The 15,917-nt window shown below is 59.3% G+C and carries 13 protein-coding genes; 2 read left to right on the forward strand and 11 right to left on the reverse strand.

Annotated features, from left to right (window positions below):
- Position 1: 1 nt before the first annotated feature.
- From ACZZ0K_RS26695 to ACZZ0K_RS26745, 11 genes are all read right to left on the reverse strand, one after another.
- Positions 2 to 1,231: a multifunctional CCA addition/repair protein gene (locus tag ACZZ0K_RS26695; RefSeq protein ID WP_258707270.1), complete on the reverse strand. Its 1,230-nt coding sequence runs from the start codon at positions 1,229 to 1,231 to the stop codon at positions 2 to 4.
- A gap of 62 nt (positions 1,232 to 1,293) precedes the next feature.
- The gene (locus tag ACZZ0K_RS26700; protein WP_024014545.1) at positions 1,294 to 2,856 is read right to left on the reverse strand and encodes a SpoVR family protein; all 1,563 of its coding nucleotides are present in this window, start codon (positions 2,854 to 2,856) and stop codon (positions 1,294 to 1,296) included.
- Positions 2,853 to 4,124 carry a YeaH/YhbH family protein gene (locus tag ACZZ0K_RS26705; RefSeq protein ID WP_258707269.1) on the reverse strand — a complete coding sequence of 424 codons (1,272 nt, stop codon included), beginning with the start codon at positions 4,122 to 4,124 and terminating at the stop codon, positions 2,853 to 2,855. The genes ACZZ0K_RS26700 and ACZZ0K_RS26705 overlap by 4 nt, the downstream gene beginning before the upstream one ends.
- 119 nt (positions 4,125 to 4,243) lie before the next feature.
- Positions 4,244 to 6,166, reverse strand: coding sequence for a PrkA family serine protein kinase (locus ACZZ0K_RS26710; RefSeq protein ID WP_016772892.1), 1,923 nt, complete (start codon positions 6,164 to 6,166; stop codon positions 4,244 to 4,246).
- Positions 6,167 to 6,459: 293 nt separating this feature from the next.
- Complete coding sequence (gene glpE / locus ACZZ0K_RS26715) at positions 6,460 to 6,789, reverse strand: thiosulfate sulfurtransferase GlpE (RefSeq protein ID WP_056786663.1); 330 nt, start codon at positions 6,787 to 6,789, stop codon at positions 6,460 to 6,462.
- 34 nt (positions 6,790 to 6,823) lie between these two features.
- Positions 6,824 to 7,705, reverse strand: coding sequence for a symmetrical bis(5'-nucleosyl)-tetraphosphatase (locus ACZZ0K_RS26720; RefSeq protein ID WP_056786666.1), 882 nt, complete (start codon positions 7,703 to 7,705; stop codon positions 6,824 to 6,826).
- The gene (gene apaG, locus ACZZ0K_RS26725; RefSeq protein WP_095181410.1) at positions 7,705 to 8,085 is read right to left on the reverse strand and encodes a Co2+/Mg2+ efflux protein ApaG; all 381 of its coding nucleotides are present in this window, start codon (positions 8,083 to 8,085) and stop codon (positions 7,705 to 7,707) included. Before apaG ends, ACZZ0K_RS26720 begins: the two co-directional genes overlap by 1 nt.
- A 113-nt stretch (positions 8,086 to 8,198) precedes the next feature.
- Positions 8,199 to 9,017 carry a 16S rRNA (adenine(1518)-N(6)/adenine(1519)-N(6))-dimethyltransferase RsmA gene (rsmA, locus tag ACZZ0K_RS26730; RefSeq protein WP_041476699.1) on the reverse strand — a complete coding sequence of 273 codons (819 nt, stop codon included), beginning with the start codon at positions 9,015 to 9,017 and terminating at the stop codon, positions 8,199 to 8,201.
- A complete protein-coding gene (pdxA, locus tag ACZZ0K_RS26735; protein WP_258707268.1) occupies positions 9,014 to 10,003 on the reverse strand; it encodes a 4-hydroxythreonine-4-phosphate dehydrogenase PdxA in 990 nt (329 codons plus the stop codon). Before pdxA ends, rsmA begins: the two co-directional genes overlap by 4 nt.
- Complete coding sequence (gene surA / locus ACZZ0K_RS26740) at positions 10,000 to 11,322, reverse strand: peptidylprolyl isomerase SurA (RefSeq protein WP_191622429.1); 1,323 nt, start codon at positions 11,320 to 11,322, stop codon at positions 10,000 to 10,002. The genes pdxA and surA overlap by 4 nt, the downstream gene beginning before the upstream one ends.
- A complete protein-coding gene (locus tag ACZZ0K_RS26745) occupies positions 11,297 to 14,098 on the reverse strand; it encodes an LPS-assembly protein LptD (protein WP_150743534.1) in 2,802 nt (933 codons plus the stop codon). Before ACZZ0K_RS26745 ends, surA begins: the two co-directional genes overlap by 26 nt.
- 130 nt (positions 14,099 to 14,228) lie before the next feature.
- On the opposite strand from ACZZ0K_RS26745, the gene ACZZ0K_RS26750 reads away from it, so the two are divergent.
- Positions 14,229 to 15,248, forward strand: a complete 1,020-nt coding sequence (locus ACZZ0K_RS26750) for an aminoglycoside phosphotransferase family protein (RefSeq protein WP_463559715.1) — start codon at positions 14,229 to 14,231, stop codon at positions 15,246 to 15,248.
- Complete coding sequence (gene murU, locus ACZZ0K_RS26755; protein ID WP_463559717.1) at positions 15,245 to 15,916, forward strand: N-acetylmuramate alpha-1-phosphate uridylyltransferase MurU; 672 nt, start codon at positions 15,245 to 15,247, stop codon at positions 15,914 to 15,916. The genes ACZZ0K_RS26750 and murU overlap by 4 nt, the downstream gene beginning before the upstream one ends.
- Position 15,917: the final 1 nt, after the last annotated feature.

The raw sequence follows: 15,917 nt of genomic DNA on the forward strand, positions 1-15,917 counted from the left end.
ATCAGGCTGTCGCCGCCTCTTTGTAGGCTTTCAACGCCTTCAGTCGTTCCCGCTTCAGCGCTTCGCCCAGTTCCGGCCCCTTGAATCCCTGCTCCAGCAACGGCTGCACCGCCACCGCTCGCGCAGCTTTCGCCGCTCCGCGCAAATAATCCGCCTGTGGATAACTGCGCTGCTCCAGGCCCTTGCGGCCACGGGCGTCCATCTCGCACGCGGCGATAAATTCCTCGAAGCGCTGTGGCCGGCGATAGATATCGAAACTTTGCAGCAACTCCAGCAGCGTCGAGGCTTTCAACTCGAGCGCCCGGTGCCCATGGGTGTGGTACTGCCCCACCAGCAGCGCCAGTTCCTGACAGTCCTTGGGGACCTTGAAGCGCTCGTTGACCGCTTTAATCAGCTTCAGCCCGGTGTGCTCATGGGCGATATGCCTGGGCCACTCATCTTCCGGCGTCAGGCCTTTGCCCAGGTCATGCAGCAGGCAGGCCCAGCGCACCGTCAGTGGTTGTTTGTGCAGGGCTGATTGCTCCAGCACGCTCAGGGTGTGCAGGCCTGTGTCAATTTCCGGGTGATGGGTCTCTGGCTGCGGCACGCCGAACAAGGCGTCGACTTCCGGCAATAGCTCTTTGAGTGCGCCACAGTCGCGCAAGACCTGGATGAACACCTGTGGATGATCTTCCATCAGTGCCCGGGAAATCTCCTTCCAGCTACGTTCGGCAGTCAGCGCCTGCAATTCGCCGGACTCACTGAGCTGGCGCATCAAGTCCATGGTTTCATCGGCGACCGTAAAGCCCAATCCTGCGTAGCGTGCAGCAAAACGGGCAACGCGCAGCACTCGCAACGGATCTTCGGCGAACGCCGGGGAAACATGGCGAAGGATTCGTGCTTCGAGATCGCGCTGACCATGGTACGGATCGGTCAGGTTGAGCTGATCGTCCTCGGCCATGGCATTGATCGTCAGGTCGCGGCGAATCAGGTCTTCTTCAAGCGTCACTTCGGGACTTGCGTAGAAGGTGAAGCCGCCGTAACCCCGGCCACTCTTGCGTTCCGTACGGGCGAGGGCATATTCCTCACCGGTTTTGGGGTGCAGAAACACCGGAAAATCGGCGCCAACCGGGCGGTATCCCCTGGCGAGCATTTCCTCCGTGGTGGCGCCCACCACGACTCTGTCGATGTCAGTGACCGGCAACCCCAACAGGCGATCACGTACTGCGCCGCCAACCTTGTAAACCTGCATAAAAACCTCCGTCAGTCCGACAGGATAACCCTTGCGTCAGACTTTCGGAGGCCGGAACCGGATCAAAGATGAATCACGGCCAGATCGAGCCGGCCGTAATCGCCTTCGCTGTGTTCACTGCGTGGCGGCACGTGATGGGTTTTCATGATCTGGTCGCCTTGCAGGGTTTCCAGATGAATGTCGAAGCCCCAGAGCCGGTGCAGGTGCTTGAGGACTTCTTCGGTGGAGTCGCCCAAGGGTTTGCGGTCGTGCTGCTGATGGCGCAGGGTCAGCGAGCGATCGCCCCGCCGATCGATGCTGTAGATCTGCACGTTCGGCTCACGATTGCCGAGGTTGTATTGCGCTGCCAGGGTTTCACGGATGATGCGGTAGCCGCCCTCATCATGAATGGCCGGCACCAGCAAGTCGTCTTTCTGGTCGTCATCGAGAATGCTGAACAGCTTCAGATCACGGATCACCTTGGGCGACAGGTACTGCAGGATGAAGCTCTCATCCTTGAAACTGCTCATGGCGAACTTGATGGTCGACAGCCAGTCGGAACCGGCGATGTCCGGGAACCAGCGGCGATCCTCTTCGGTAGGCTCTTCGCACATGCGCCGAATGTCGCGGTACATGGCGAAACCCAATGCATAGGGGTTGATGCCGCTGTAGTACGGACTGTCGAAACCCGGCTGGAATACCACGCTGGTGTGCGAGGTGAGGAATTCCATCATGAAACCGTCGGTCACCAGGCCCTCGTCGTACAGATCATTCATCAGCGTGTAATGCCAGAACGTTGCCCAGCCTTCGTTCATGACCTGAGTCTGGCGCTGCGGATAGAAATACTGGGCGATCTTGCGCACGATGCGCACGATTTCGCGCTGCCAGGGTTCCAGCAGCGGCGCGTGTTTCTCGATGAAATAGAGGATGTTTTCCTGCGGTTCGGCCGGGAAGCGGGCGTTGTCCTTGTCGCTGTATTTGTCCGCGCCTTTGGGAATGGTGCGCCACAGATCATTGATCTGCTTCTGCATGTGCTCTTCGCGATCCTTCTGCCGCCGGCGCTCTTCTTCGGCGGAAATCGGATACGGGCGCTTGTAGCGGTCGACACCGTAATTCATCAGGGCATGGCAGGAATCGAGCAGGTCTTCCACGGCATCGATGCCGTGGCGCTCTTCGCACTGCATGATGTACTGCTTGGCGAACACCAGGTAATCGATGATCGAACTGGCGTCAGTCCAGGTACGGAACAGGTAGTTGCCCTTGAAGAAGCTGTTGTGGCCATAGCAGGCATGGGCCACCACCAGCGCCTGCATGCAGATGGTGTTTTCTTCCATCAGATAGGCGATGCACGGGTCGGAGTTGATCACGATCTCGTAAGCCAGGCCCATCTGTCCGCGACTGTAGGATTTCTCTGTGCTGAGGAAGTGTTTGCCGTAGGACCAGTGGTGATAGCCCAGCGGCATGCCCACCGAGGCATAGGCGTCCATCATCTGCTCGGCGGTAATCACTTCAATCTGGTTGGGATAGGTATCCAGCGCGTAGCGGGCCGCGATCCGGGCGATTTCGCGGTCGTAGGTCTGGATCAGCTCGAATGTCCATTCGGAGCCGGTGGAAATGGGTTGGCGCTTCTGCTCTTTGGCGGTCATGTCACTAACCTGCGCTGGAAGAGTTCACGGAAGACCGGATAGATATCTCCGGCCGAGACCAGTTGCTGCTGGGCAAACGTGTCAGAGAAGGCTTCGGCGATGCGTTCGTATTCGTACCACAGGGCCTGATGTTCGCGCGGGGTGATCTCCACGTAAGTGTAGTACTGCACAAACGGCATGATCTGATTGATCAGGATGTCGCGGCAGATCGGCGAATCGTCGTTCCAGTTGTCGCCGTCGGAGGCCTGAGCGGCGTAGATGTTCCACTCGTTGCTCGGATAGCGCTCGGCCATGATTTCCTGCATCAGCTTCAGGGCGCTGGAAACAATGGTGCCGCCGGTCTCACGAGAATAGAAAAACTCCTCTTCGTCCACTTCCCGGGCGCTGGTGTGGTGACGGATGAACACCACGTCGATCTTGTCGTAGTTACGTTTGAGAAACAGGTAAAGCAGGATGAAAAAGCGCTTGGCGATGTCCTTGGTGGCCTGCGTCATAGAACCGGACACGTCCATCAAGCAGAACATCACTGCTTTGGAGCTGGGGTTGGGTTGCTTGACCAACAGGTTGTATTTCAAGTCGAAGGTGTCGAGGAACGGCACGCGGTGAATGCGCGCGCTGAGTTTCTCGATTTCAGCTTCGAGTTCCTGGATATCGCCGAAGTTGTCCGGTTCTTCGCACTTGAGCCGTGCCAGCTCATCCTTGGTTTCGCGCAATTTCGCGCGGCTGCTGCCGGACAGGGCGATACGACGCGCATGAGCCGAACGCAACGTGCGAATGATATTGATGCGTGAGGGGTTACCTTCGTTACTGATCCCGGCGCGGACGGTTTTGAACGTGTCGGTGCCGGTCAGGTTGCGTTTGACCAGATTCGGCAGTTCCAGGTCTTCGAACATGAACTCGAGGAACTCTTCCTGAGTGATCTGGAAGACGAACTCGTCCATGCCTTCGCCGGAATTACCCGCCTTGCCCGGACCGCGCCCACCGCCGCCGCCCGGTGGACGGGCGATATGTTCACCGGCCGTGAACTCTTTGTTGCCGGGATGCACCACGGTCTGTTTGCCGCCGCGTCCGTGATGGAGCACCGGTTCGTCGATGTCGCGACCGGGAATGCTGATCTGTTCACCGTGCTCCATATCGGTAATGGAGCGGCGACTGACTGCCTCTTCGACAGCCTTTTTGATGTGGTCACGGTAACGCCGCAGAAAACGCTGGCGGTTCACCGTGCTCTTGTTTTTGCCATTGAGGCGTCGGTCGATCACATAGCTCATAAGGCCCCTCCGGGGAGCTTCAAGTTTTGAGCTGCAAGCTGCAAGTAGAGGCCGATTCACCCGGATGGGGATTCACGCGCGTTCTCCTTGCAGCTTGTGGCTTATAGCTTGCAGCTGCCTCACTGCGACTTGCGGACCCGCAGGTACCATTCGGACAGCAGGCGTACCTGTTTATCGGTGTAGCCACGTTCAACCATTCGCGTAACGAAGTCGTTGTGTTTTTGCTGATCCTCCTTGCTGGCCTTGGCGTTGAAGCTGATGACGGGCAGCAGGTCTTCGGTGTTGGAGAACATTTTCTTCTCGATGACCACCCGCAGTTTTTCGTAGCTGAGCCAGGTCGGGTTCTTGCCGTTGTTGTTGGCCCGGGCGCGCAGGACAAAGTTGACGATCTCGTTGCGGAAATCCTTCGGATTGCTGATTCCGGCCGGTTTTTCGATTTTTTCCAGCTCTTCGTTCAGGGCCACGCGGTTGAGGATCTCGCCGGTTTCCGGGTCGCGATACTCCTGATCCTGAATCCAGAAATCCGCGTACAGCACGTAGCGATCGAAGATGTTCTGGCCGTATTCGCTGTAGGACTCCAGATAAGCGGTCTGGATTTCCTTGCCGATAAACTCGATGTAGCGCGGCGCCAGGTATTCCTTCAGATAGCGCAGGTAACGTTCGCGGGTTTCGGCCTGGAACTGTTCCTGTTCGATCTGTTGTTCAAGCACATAGAGCAGGTGCACCGGGTTGGCGGCGATTTCATGCGGATCGAAGTTGAACACCTTGGAGAGGATCTTGAAGGCGAAGCGGGTCGACAGACCGTTCATGCCTTCGTCAACACCGGCCGAATCGCGGTACTCCTGAATCGACTTGGCCTTCGGATCGGTGTCTTTCAGGTTTTCGCCGTCGTAGACGCGCATCTTCGAATAGATGTTGGAGTTTTCCGGCTCCTTGAGGCGCGACAGCACAGTGAACTGCGCGAGCATTTTCAGGGTGTCCGGTGCGCAGTGCGCCTTGGACAGGGAACTGTTGAAAAGCAGTTTGTCGTAGATCTTCACTTCGTCGCTGACGCGCAGGCAGTACGGCACTTTGACGATGTAGATCCGGTCGATGAACGCCTCGTTGTTCTTGTTGTTGCGGAAGGTGTGCCACTCCGATTCATTGGAGTGAGCCAGCAGGATGCCGGTAAACGGAATCGCGCCGAGGCCTTCGGTACTGTTGTAGTTGCCCTCCTGGGTAGCAGTCAGCAATGGGTGCAGCACCTTGATCGGCGCCTTGAACATTTCGACGAATTCCATCAAGCCCTGGTTGGCCCGGCACAGCGCACCGGAGTAGCTATAGGCGTCAGCGTCGTTCTGTGGGAATTCTTCGAGTTTGCGGATATCGACCTTGCCGACCAGCGCCGAGATGTCCTGGTTGTTCTCGTCACCGGGTTCGGTCTTGGCCACGGCAATCTGATTGAGGATCGACGGGTACAGCTTGACCACGCGGAACTGGCTGATGTCGCCGCCGAATTCGGCCAGGCGCTTGGTCGCCCAGGGCGACATGATGGTGTTCAGGTAGCGCCGTGGAATGCCGAAATCTTCCTCGAGGATCGCGCCATCTTCGGTGGCGTTGAACAGACCCAGAGGCGACTCGAAGACCGGCGAGCCCTTGATGGCATAAAAGGGCACTTTCTCCATCAGCTGTTTCAGCTTCTCGGCCAGGGACGATTTACCGCCGCCAACGGGGCCGAGCAGATAAAGAATCTGTTTCTTCTCTTCCAGGCCTTGGGCGGCGTGGCGGAAATACGAGACGATCTGGTCGATGCATTCTTCCATCCCGTGGAAGTCTTCAAAGGCCGGATAGCGGCGGATCACCTTGTTGGAGAAGATGCGCGACAGCCTCGAATTGGTCGAAGTGTCGAGCAGTTCCGGTTCGCCGATCGCCATCAACAGACGTTCGGCGGCGGAAACGTAGGCGCTGCGATCGTTTTTGCACAGCTCCAGGTACTCCTGCAGAGAGAGTTCTTCCTGGCGTGTGGATTCGAAGCGTTGTTGGAAGTGGCTAAAGATACTCATGACGTCACCTCGCTCGATACGTGGAGCCGACGCCGGATCACTCAGTCGATGCTGGCAGCAGTCGCTGTGGCAGCTGCTGTTTACCCCCAGAATTCTCCCACGGTCGACAAACCGCGAAAGCTACTCCCGATGACCCGCGCGCCGGTGTACCGGCTCTCCCCTGTTTTGGATGGCCTGCGCTTAAGGATAGTTGGGAATTCGAGAGGTAAAGGCGAGATACGTAATTAGTTGTGGCAGACCGTTCGTCTGCCGCGCGCAGGCCCATGGCAGCCGGGGCCTGCGCCGCGCAAAAATTATTCGTCGGTGCCTTGCGCGGTTTCCGAAGGATAGGTCGTACGCCATAGCTCGAAACCGCCATCCATGCTGTAGACGTCGGAGAAGCCCTGGCCGACCAGATAGGCGGCTGCGCCTTGGCTGGAATTGCCGTGGTAGCAGACCACGACGGTCGGTGCATCGAGGTCGGCGCCTTGAATGAAAGCGTGCAGGGAATGGTTGTCGAGATGTTTGGAGCCGCTGATGTGCAGCGCGGCAAAGGTCGCCGGATCGCGTACGTCGACTACGACTGCGCCCTGTTCACGCAGGGCCTGCGCCTGTTCCGGGGGGATTCGTTTGAATTCGGTCATGACAAAGTACCTGTTGCTCTACTGAAGGCGCAGTCTAACGCGAGGCGTTGACGGGCGAATCGTTGGGGGTGAGTGGGGCGACTGATGGCGCAAGTCCGCCGTGCTCGTCGCATTTGCATGACAGGCGTTCGCCGCTGTCGACGTTCATCAGGGTCAGGCTGCCGCCCCATACGCATCCGGTGTCCAGCGCGGAAATGCCCGGCTCGTGGATATTGCCTTCGAGCGCCGCCCAGTGGCCGAAAATGATGCGCAGACCTTTAGTCTTGCGCTCCTTGTGCTGAAACCACGGCTTGTAGCCGGGCGGTGCGCTGTCGAGGCCTTCCTTGCTTTTGAGGTCGAGCTTGCCCTCAGCGGTGCAAAAGCGCATGCGCGTGAAGTAATTGGTGATCACCCGCAGCCTATCAATGCCTTTGAGATCGTTGTCCCATTTTGCCGGCTCGTTGCCGTACATACCGTCAAGGTAGGCGGGGAACACGTTGTCGTCACGCAAGGCGGTCTCCACTTCGGCGGCGCACTTCAACGCACGGCGCAGCGACCATTGCGGCGGGATGCCAGCATGGACCATCGCAACATCGCGTGTTTCGTCGTAATGCATCAGCTTTTGCTGGCGCAGCCATTCCATCAGTTGCGGCCCATCGGGGGCCTCGATGATTTCGCGCAGTGTGTCGCTTTTCTTCAGGCGCTCGATCTTCTTCGCGGCGGCCAGCAGGTGCAGGTCGTGATTGCCGAGCACGCAGACCAGCGACTCACGCATGCCAAAGAGAAAACGCAGGGTTTCCAACGACTGCGGGCCACGGTTGACCAGATCGCCGACCAGCCACAGCCGGTCAAGCGCCGGGTCGAAGGCAACTTGTTTGAGCAGGCACTTGAGCGGTTCGAGGCAGCCTTGCAGGTCACCGACGGCATACGTCGTCATCAGTGCAGGGCTCCGGGCACGGCGAGGCGAAACGGTTCAATGATTGCATCGAAATGTTTGCCGTCGTCGGCGAGCATTTGATAAGTGCCCTGCATGGTGCCGACCTTGGTGGTCATCACTGTGCCGCTGGTGTAGACATGGCTCTTGCCTACATCGATCGACGGTTGCTGGCCGACGACGCCTTCACCGCGCACGTGTTCGACATGGCCGTCACCATCGGTGATCACCCAGTGCCGGGACAGAAGCTTGGCCGCAACCTTGCCGTTGTTCTGTACGGTGATGGTGTAGGCGAAGGCGAAACGGTCGTGTTCGGGTTGCGATTGGTCTGGCAGATAGCGGGTGACGACGCTGACATCGACCTGATAACGGGAATCGGACATGCAAGAAGGCCTTAATGAAGCGGAACGCGGGGCTTAGCTGATGGGGAATCAGTCTAGGCAAGTATCGGGCAGTAAACCAGAGTGGTGTGCTGCCCGATAGCGTTCATCGCGGGTCAGTCGGCGGCGGGAGCTGCCGGGACCTGTATCGCGAGCTGGTCGGCCAGACGCACGAATGCAGCCAGATCCAGTTGCTCGGGACGCAGGCTGCCATCGACGCCGGCGGCTTCGATTTCGGCATTGCTGAGCAATTGCTTGAGGGTGTTGCGCAAGGTTTTGCGGCGCTGATTGAAGGCTTCGCGTACCACGCGCTCCAGCAACTTGTGATCCTTGGCCGGGTGCGGCAGTACCGCGTGGGGCACCAGACGAACGATCGCCGAGTCGACTTTCGGCGGCGGGTTGAATGCGCCCGGGCCGACGTTGAACAGATGTTCCACGCGGCAATGGTACTGGACCATGATCGACAGACGACCCCAGTCACCGCCACCCGGGCCTGCGGCCAGGCGCTCGACCACTTCTTTCTGCAGCATGAAGTGCATGTCGCGAATGATGCCGGCGTTGTTCAACAGGTGAAAAATCAGCGGCGTGGAGATGTTGTACGGCAGGTTGCCAACCACCCGCAGGCTGTTTGGCGCGGCGTTCAGCGTATTGAAGTCGAACTTCAGCGCATCGCCTTGATGCAGGTTGAAATTACTCATGCCGGCAAACTGCTGATTGAGGATCGGGATCAGATCCTTGTCGAGTTCCACTACGTCGAGTTGCGCGCCGGAGCCGAGCAGGCCCTGCGTCAGCGCACCCTGACCGGGGCCGATTTCCAGCAGGCGATCGTCAGGCTTGGCATGGATGGAGCGCAGGATGCGGTCGATAACGCCGGCATCGTGCAGGAAGTTCTGACCAAAGCGTTTGCGCGCCTTGTGTTGATATTGCTCGTTCATAAACGGGTCTCGGCCATCTGGTAGGCGGTTTCCAGGGCGACTTGCAGGCTGCCGGTGTCGATCCTGCCGCTGCCGGCCAGATCCAGGGCGGTGCCATGGTCGACCGAGGTGCGGATGATCGGCAGGCCCAGCGTCACGTTGACGGCAGCGCCGAAGCCTTCGTACTTGAGCACGGGCAAGCCCTGGTCGTGGTACATCGCCAGCACTGCGTCGCAGTGCTCCAGATATTTGGGGGTAAACAGAGTGTCGGCAGGCAGCGGGCCACGAAGGTCCATGCCCTCGCCGCGCAGGCGCTCTAATGTCGGTTCGATGATGTCGATTTCTTCATGGCCCAGGTGGCCGCCTTCACCGGCATGCGGGTTGAGGCCGCAGACCAGGATGCGTGGCCGGGCGATGCCGAATTTGTCTTGCAGGTCGGCGTGCAGGATTCGCGTCACTCGCTCGAGCCGTTCAGGGGTGATCGCGTCGGCAATCTCGCGCAGGGGCAGGTGGGTGGTGACCAGCGCCACGCGCAAACCGCGAGTGGCCAGCATCATCACTACCTGCGCGGTGTGCGTCAGGTCGGCGAGAAATTCAGTGTGTCCAGAGAACGCGATGCCCGACTCGTTGATCACACCTTTGTGCACCGGCGCGGTGATCATCCCTGCGAAATCACCGTTCAGACAGCCGTTGCCGGCGCGGGTCAGGGTTTCGAGGACGAATGCAGCGTTGGCCTTGTCCAGTTGCCCGGCGATTACCGGTGCGCTGAGCGGCGTGTCCCAGACGTACAGGCTGTTGGCCGGTGCTGGAACATCTGGCCACTGCCCCGGCGCGACATCCAGCAGACTGACGGCCAGCCCCAGCTGCGCGGCCCGCTCAAGGAGCAGGTCGCGGCTGGTGATGGCAATCAGGGGATGTGGCTGGGCTTGCGAGGCGAGCAGCAGGCACAGGTCGGGACCGATGCCGGCCGGTTCGCCGGGTGTCAGCGCGAAACGCTTGGGTTTCACTGCGCTGCCTGGTCTGCACCAGGAAGTTTGATCTCTACGTACGCTTCGTCACGGATCTGACGCAGCCAGGTTTGCAGCTCTTCATCGTATTTGCGGTTACGCAGTACGGACATCGCTTGCTGCTCACGGGCCTGTTCGGTGCCGTCAGTGGCGCGACGGCCGAGGACTTCCAGCACGTGCCAGCCGTATTGGGTCTGGAATGGCTTGGACAGCTGACCTTGTGGGGTCGAAGCCATCACTTCGCGGAATTCCGGTACCAGCACGTTCGGGTCGATCCAGTTCAGGTCGCCGCCGTTGAGGGCGGATCCCGGGTCTTCCGAGTAGTTTTTCGCCAGCTCGGCAAAGTCTTCGCCGGCGGTGATGCGTTCATACAACGATTGCACCAGTGCCTTGGTCTTGGCTTCGTCGCGGATCGGGCTCGGCTTGACCAGGATGTGGCGGACGTGCACTTCGTCGCGCATCTGCGCTTCGCCGCCACGTTTGCCCAGCAGCTTCAGAATAATGAAGCCGCCCGGCGTGCGCGCAGGCTGAGTGATGTCGCCAACCGCCATGCTGCTCAGCTCACGATCGAACGGAGGTGGCAGTTGTGCGGCTTTACGCCAGCCCATGTCACCGCCTTCCAGCGCGTTGTCGCTGCCGGATTTGGCCACGGCCATCTGACCGAAGTCGGCGCCTTGCTTGAGCTGCTGGTAGACCTCCATGGCCTGACGCGCAGCGCTCTGAATCGCTTCAGAGTTGGCGCTTTCCGGGGTCGGAATCAGGATGTTGGCCAGGTGCAGTTCTTCGGACAGTTGCATCTTGCCGAGGTCGGAGGCGAGGAAGTTCTTCACTTCCTGCTCGGACACCTGGATGCGCTCGGCCACACGACGCTGACGCACACGGCTGATGATCATCTCGCGCTTGATCTGATCACGGGCGTCGTCATAGTTCAGGCCGTCACGAGCCAGTGCAGCACGAAACTGATCGACACTCATGTTGTTGCGCTGAGCAATGGTGCCGACAGCCTGGTTCAACTCTTCGTCAGTGATGCGGATGCCCGAGCGTTCGCCGATCTGCAGTTGCAGGTTTTCGACGATCAGGCGCTCGAGCACTTGCTGATCGAGCACACCCGGAGGCGGCAGGCCGCCACCGCGCTTGGCGATGGTCTGCTGAACTTCATGAACCCGCTGGTCCAGTTGGCTCTGCATGACCACGTCGTTGTCGACGATCGCCACCACTTTGTCGATGGACTGTACGGCGGCGTTGGCCGCCGTACCCAGGAACAGCGCGCCCAGCAGCACCGGGCGCAGACAATCAGAAAGCTTGGTCTTCACGTTCACGATAACCTTGAATGCCTTGATCGAGGAAACTCTCTGTCTTGGCGCCAGTCAGGCCGCCGAGTCCCTTCAGAACAATTTGGAGGAAGACGCCATGGTCGCCTTTTTCGTTTTGCGGAGCTTCCTGGCTGAACTCGTCATAGGCAACCCAGTAACGGTTGATCAGGCGCAGTTTCCAGCAGCAGTTGTCATATTCGAAACCACCGAAGGCTTCCAGCGTGCGATTGCGGTTGTAGTCGTACTGCCAGCGGCTGATGGCGCTCCACTGCGGAACGATCGGCCAGATGACCGAAAAGTCATGTTGCTGGATCTTGTAGTAGTCCTTCACGTAGCCAGGCTGCCCCGGGGTGCCGTAGTCACCACCGCCCACCGACCATTGACCGGTATTCTGGTCGTAGCGAATCTGGTCGTTGCGATAGCGGTAACCGGCGTTGATGACCTTGTTCGGGTTGTCCGCAGGCTGGTAATGGAACATCGCGCTGCCGGAGCGCGGGCTGCGGGTGTCCGGATCCCAGTTGTAATCGGCAGTGGCGCGCCAGTCACGGTTCCAGCGGTATTCATATTCGAGCGCGTACGGCGAAACGCTGGATTTGGAATCTTCACGAGTTTTCGCATCGATGCCAGGCAGTTGCACTTCGCGGTTCTTGAAGTAGTACGCCTGGCCCACGCTGATGCGCTGGCGCTCGAAACCATCTTCTTCGATCCATCGACTGGTCACGCCCAGCGACAGTTTGTTCTCGTCGCCGACGCGATCGGAGCCGGAGAAACGGTTGTCACGGAACAGCGACGAGTAGTTGAAGGTGTACTCGCTGGAGTCGAATATCGGGATGTCGGACTGATCTTCCTCAGGAACGTAGAGATAGAACAGGCGTGGTTCCAGAGTCTGGCGATAATTCTTGCCGAAGTAGGACGTATCGCGGTCGAAGTACAGGCCGCTGTCGACACTGGCGATCGGGACACCACGATTCTGATTGCTGCTGAATTTGCCGTAGAGCTTCTGGTTTTCTGGCGACAGCGCATCGATCTGCGATTTACCGGTGCCGTCCAGATCAAGCTGATACTGAGTGTATTGATACTTCAGGGAAGGCTTGAGGAAACCATAACTCCAGTTCATCGGCAAGCTCACGCCCGGCTTCAGATTCAAGCGGTCGCCGGTGGCACGAGCCAGGCCGGTGATGTTGTTGTCCAACCGCGACTCGGTGGTGATGCCGTCTTCCTGTACAAACCTGCCGCTGCGCAGATCGCGATCAAAACGTACCAGCTCTGTTTCGTAATCGAAATTCAGGCCTTCCGGATGATATGGCAGTTGACCATTGAAGGTGATCTGCGGCAGGCGGTCATACGGCGTGATGCTCGAAACGGTCGCCAGCTGATAGGCCTGGGCGTTCAGCTGTGCGGTGTAACTGTCGCCGCGATAGGTGATCGCGCCTTGCTGGTTAACGTAATCTCCGCTCTTCACGCCAATCTGATCGGTCTGCAGATCCTGGAAGTAATACGGGTCGCTGATCTTGGTGTAGTCGACCTGGGTCAGCACGCGGGAGTCGAGACCGCCCTTGTGCTGCCAGTTGTACATATAGCGAGTGTCTTTGTAGTCGGACTGAAGCTTGCGATCGTCGTTCTCATCGTTGAGATACGCCGCACCGAACTGCCCTTCACTCGACTTGGTCAGGTAGCGGAACTCACCCTCCACCAGCATGCCGCGCTTGCTCATGTAACGCGGGTACAACGTGGCGTCATAGTTCGGCGCCAGGTTGAAGTAGTACGGGGTGACCAGCATGAAGCCGGTGTCGCTGCCCGAACCGATGGTCGGCGGCAGGAAGCCTGACTGGCGACGGTCGTCGATCGGGAAGTAGATGTACGGGGTGTACAGAATCGGGATGTCTTTGACGCGCAACGTCACGTTGGTCGCGGTGCCGAAACCGGTCGCCGGGTTCAAGGTGATGTTGTTGCCCTTGAGCTGCCACGCGTTGCTGTTCGGTTCGCACGTGGTGTACGTGCCGTCCTTCAAGCGGATGATCGCGTTTTCGGCACGCTTGGCATACAGCGCGTTACCGCGGATGCGCGATTTGTGCATCACGTATTCGGCGTTGTCGACCTTGGCTTCACCAGTGTCGAGCTGTACATCGGCGTGGTCGCCGACGATCAGCGCGCCGTTGTCGCGGATGCGCACGTTGCCGGCCAGTTCGCCACGGCTCTCGGCCTGATACAGATTGGCCTCGTCGGCTTCGACCTGCATGCTGCCCTGACGCATGATCACGTCACCGGCAAGGCTGGCGACCTGGGTGTCCTGCTCGTAACGCGACGCTTTGGCACCGATGAAGGTCGGCGCGTCACTTTTATTCGTCTTGTCATTCATGCCAGGACGAATCGGTTCGATATAGGAACCAGAGCAGTAAGGACCAGTCTCGGCCAATTGCGCAGCGGTGAGCTTCTCGCGCGGAACCCAGTCGAGGTGACTGTAGTCTTCGCTACGGGATTTCAGGCCGCGGCCCTTGGACTCGGTAACCAGTGCGGTTTTCGCGCCAGTGTCGGCGTCGGAACCCTTGTCGGCCGCAGGCTCGCCGGCAGCGCTGACGGCACTGCCGTCATGCACCGGACGCGGCGGCAATGCCGCGGCGGGCGACTTGGGCGCACAGTCCCAGCCACCCGTAGCCGAGACGGAGCAGTCATACTGCTCGGCGGCAACAACGAATTGACTGGCCAGAGGTTGCATAGCCAGCAGACTGCCGGTTACCAACAACGGAAATTTTTTACGAAACGCGGGGGATTTCAATGCCATCTTATTAGTCCGGGCTTCCTGCGTGCCATCTGCCCGCGGTGTGGGCCGCACGCCTCTCGATGGTCTGAAAAAGATGCTGGATAATAAAGCATGACCCGCTTGACGGCTAGCGCCGTCGGAGACCCTTGCAATGCCTGACCAAGATGTACGCTTGCAACACCTGAAAGTTTGGCTCGATGAGCAGTTGGCAAAGTTGTTTGCCGAGCAGGGCTGGGGCACCGTGCCCCCGGCCACGTTGACCGCGGCCAGCAGCGACGCGAGTTTCCGCCGCTACTTCCGCTGGGAGGGCGATGGTCGCAGCTTCGTCGTGATGGACGCGCCGCCACCCCAGGAAAACTGCAAACCGTTCGTGGATATCGCTTTTTTGCTGGCGAAATCCGGAATTAATGTGCCGAAAATTTACGCCGAAGACCTCGAGCGCGGTTTTCTTTTGCTCAATGACCTGGGCAACAAGACCTATCTCGACGTCATCGATGGCGAAAATGCCGACGCGTTATTCCACGATGCCCTGCAAGCGCTGTTGGCTTTTCAACAGTTGCCGATGGTGGCGCCATTGCCCAGTTACGACGTCGCCTTGTTGCGTCGCGAGCTGGAATTGTTCCCCGAGTGGTACGTCAAGCGCGAGCTGGGCGTCGAGTTCGATGCGGCCCAGCAGCAACAGTGGCAGCACATCAGCGAGCTCTTGATCGACAGCGCGCTGGCGCAGCCGAAAGTGCTGGTGCACCGCGACTACATGCCGCGCAACCTGATGCTCAGCGAGCCGAACCCTGGCGTGCTGGACTTCCAGGACGCGGTGTACGGCCCGGTGACCTACGACGTGACTTGCCTGTTCAAGGACGCTTTCCTCAGCTGGCCGGAAGAACGTGTATGCGGCTGGCTGAAAAGTTATTGGCAGCAAGCCTCGGCACTGGACATTCCGGTGCAATCTGATTTCGAAGACTTCCTGCGCGCCAGCGACTTGATGGGCGTGCAACGTCACCTGAAAGTCATCGGCATCTTCGCGCGTATCTGCCATCGCGATGGCAAGCCGCGTTATCTGGCCGATGTGCCGCGCTTCTTCTCTTATATAGAAGCAGTGATCGCCCGCCGTCCTGAACTGGCGGAGCTGCAAGCGCTGTTCAGCAGCTTGCGTGCTGGAGCGACGGCATGAAGGCAATGATTCTGGCGGCGGGCAAAGGCGAGCGTATGCGCCCGCTGACCCTGACTACGCCGAAACCGCTGGTGCGTGCCGCTGGCGTGCCGCTGATCGAGTATCACCTGCACGCCCTCGCGGCCGCAGGCTTCAACGAAATCGTCATTAACCACGCCTGGCTCGGTCAGCAGATCGAGGATCATCTGGGTGACGGTTCGCGTTTCGGCCTGAGTATTCAGTACTCGCCGGAGGGCGAGCCGCTGGAAACCGGTGGCGGGATTTTCCGTGCGCTGCCGTTACTTGGTGACGATGCTTTTCTGGTGGTCAACGGCGACATCTGGACCGATTACGACTTCAGCGTGCTGCACCAGCCAATCAATGGCCTGGCGCATCTGGTGCTGGCGGACAATCCGGCGCATCACCCGAAAGGCGACTTCACTCTCATCGACGGCAAAGTGCAGGACGGCGAGCCTGATGCGCAGACGCTGACTTACAGCGGCATCGCGGTGCTGCATCCGCAGTTGTTCGATGGTTGCAGCGATGGCGCGTTCAAGCTCGCGCCGCTGCTGCGCAACGCCATGGCCAAAGGTGAAGTGACGGGCGAGCGCCTGAAGGGGCATTGGGTGGATGTCGGTACCCACGAGCGTCTGGCCGAAGCCGAAGCCTTGATAAGAGCGAGTCACTGAG

The organism is Pseudomonas sp. AC255, assembly GCF_979258175.1.

What these genes read in the sequence shown, in the direction of transcription:
- ACZZ0K_RS26710 (WP_016772892.1), bottom strand. Translation starts at nt 6,166, where the DNA reads ATGAGTATCTTTAGCCACTTCCAACAACGCTTCGAATCCACACGCCAG.
- glpE (WP_056786663.1), bottom strand. Translation starts at nt 6,789, where the DNA reads ATGACCGAATTCAAACGAATCCCCCCGGAACAGGCGCAGGCCCTGCGT.
- murU (WP_463559717.1), top strand. Translation starts at nt 15,245, where the DNA reads ATGAAGGCAATGATTCTGGCGGCGGGCAAAGGCGAGCGTATGCGCCCG.
- ACZZ0K_RS26705 (WP_258707269.1), bottom strand. Translation starts at nt 4,124, where the DNA reads ATGAGCTATGTGATCGACCGACGCCTCAATGGCAAAAACAAGAGCACG.
- ACZZ0K_RS26695 (WP_258707270.1), bottom strand. Translation starts at nt 1,231, where the DNA reads ATGCAGGTTTACAAGGTTGGCGGCGCAGTACGTGATCGCCTGTTGGGG.
- ACZZ0K_RS26700 (WP_024014545.1), bottom strand. Translation starts at nt 2,856, where the DNA reads ATGACCGCCAAAGAGCAGAAGCGCCAACCCATTTCCACCGGCTCCGAA.
- ACZZ0K_RS26750 (WP_463559715.1), top strand. Translation starts at nt 14,229, where the DNA reads ATGCCTGACCAAGATGTACGCTTGCAACACCTGAAAGTTTGGCTCGAT.
- ACZZ0K_RS26745 (WP_150743534.1), bottom strand. Translation starts at nt 14,098, where the DNA reads ATGGCATTGAAATCCCCCGCGTTTCGTAAAAAATTTCCGTTGTTGGTA.
- rsmA (WP_041476699.1), bottom strand. Translation starts at nt 9,017, where the DNA reads ATGAACGAGCAATATCAACACAAGGCGCGCAAACGCTTTGGTCAGAAC.
- apaG (WP_095181410.1), bottom strand. Translation starts at nt 8,085, where the DNA reads ATGTCCGATTCCCGTTATCAGGTCGATGTCAGCGTCGTCACCCGCTAT.
- ACZZ0K_RS26720 (WP_056786666.1), bottom strand. Translation starts at nt 7,705, where the DNA reads ATGACGACGTATGCCGTCGGTGACCTGCAAGGCTGCCTCGAACCGCTC.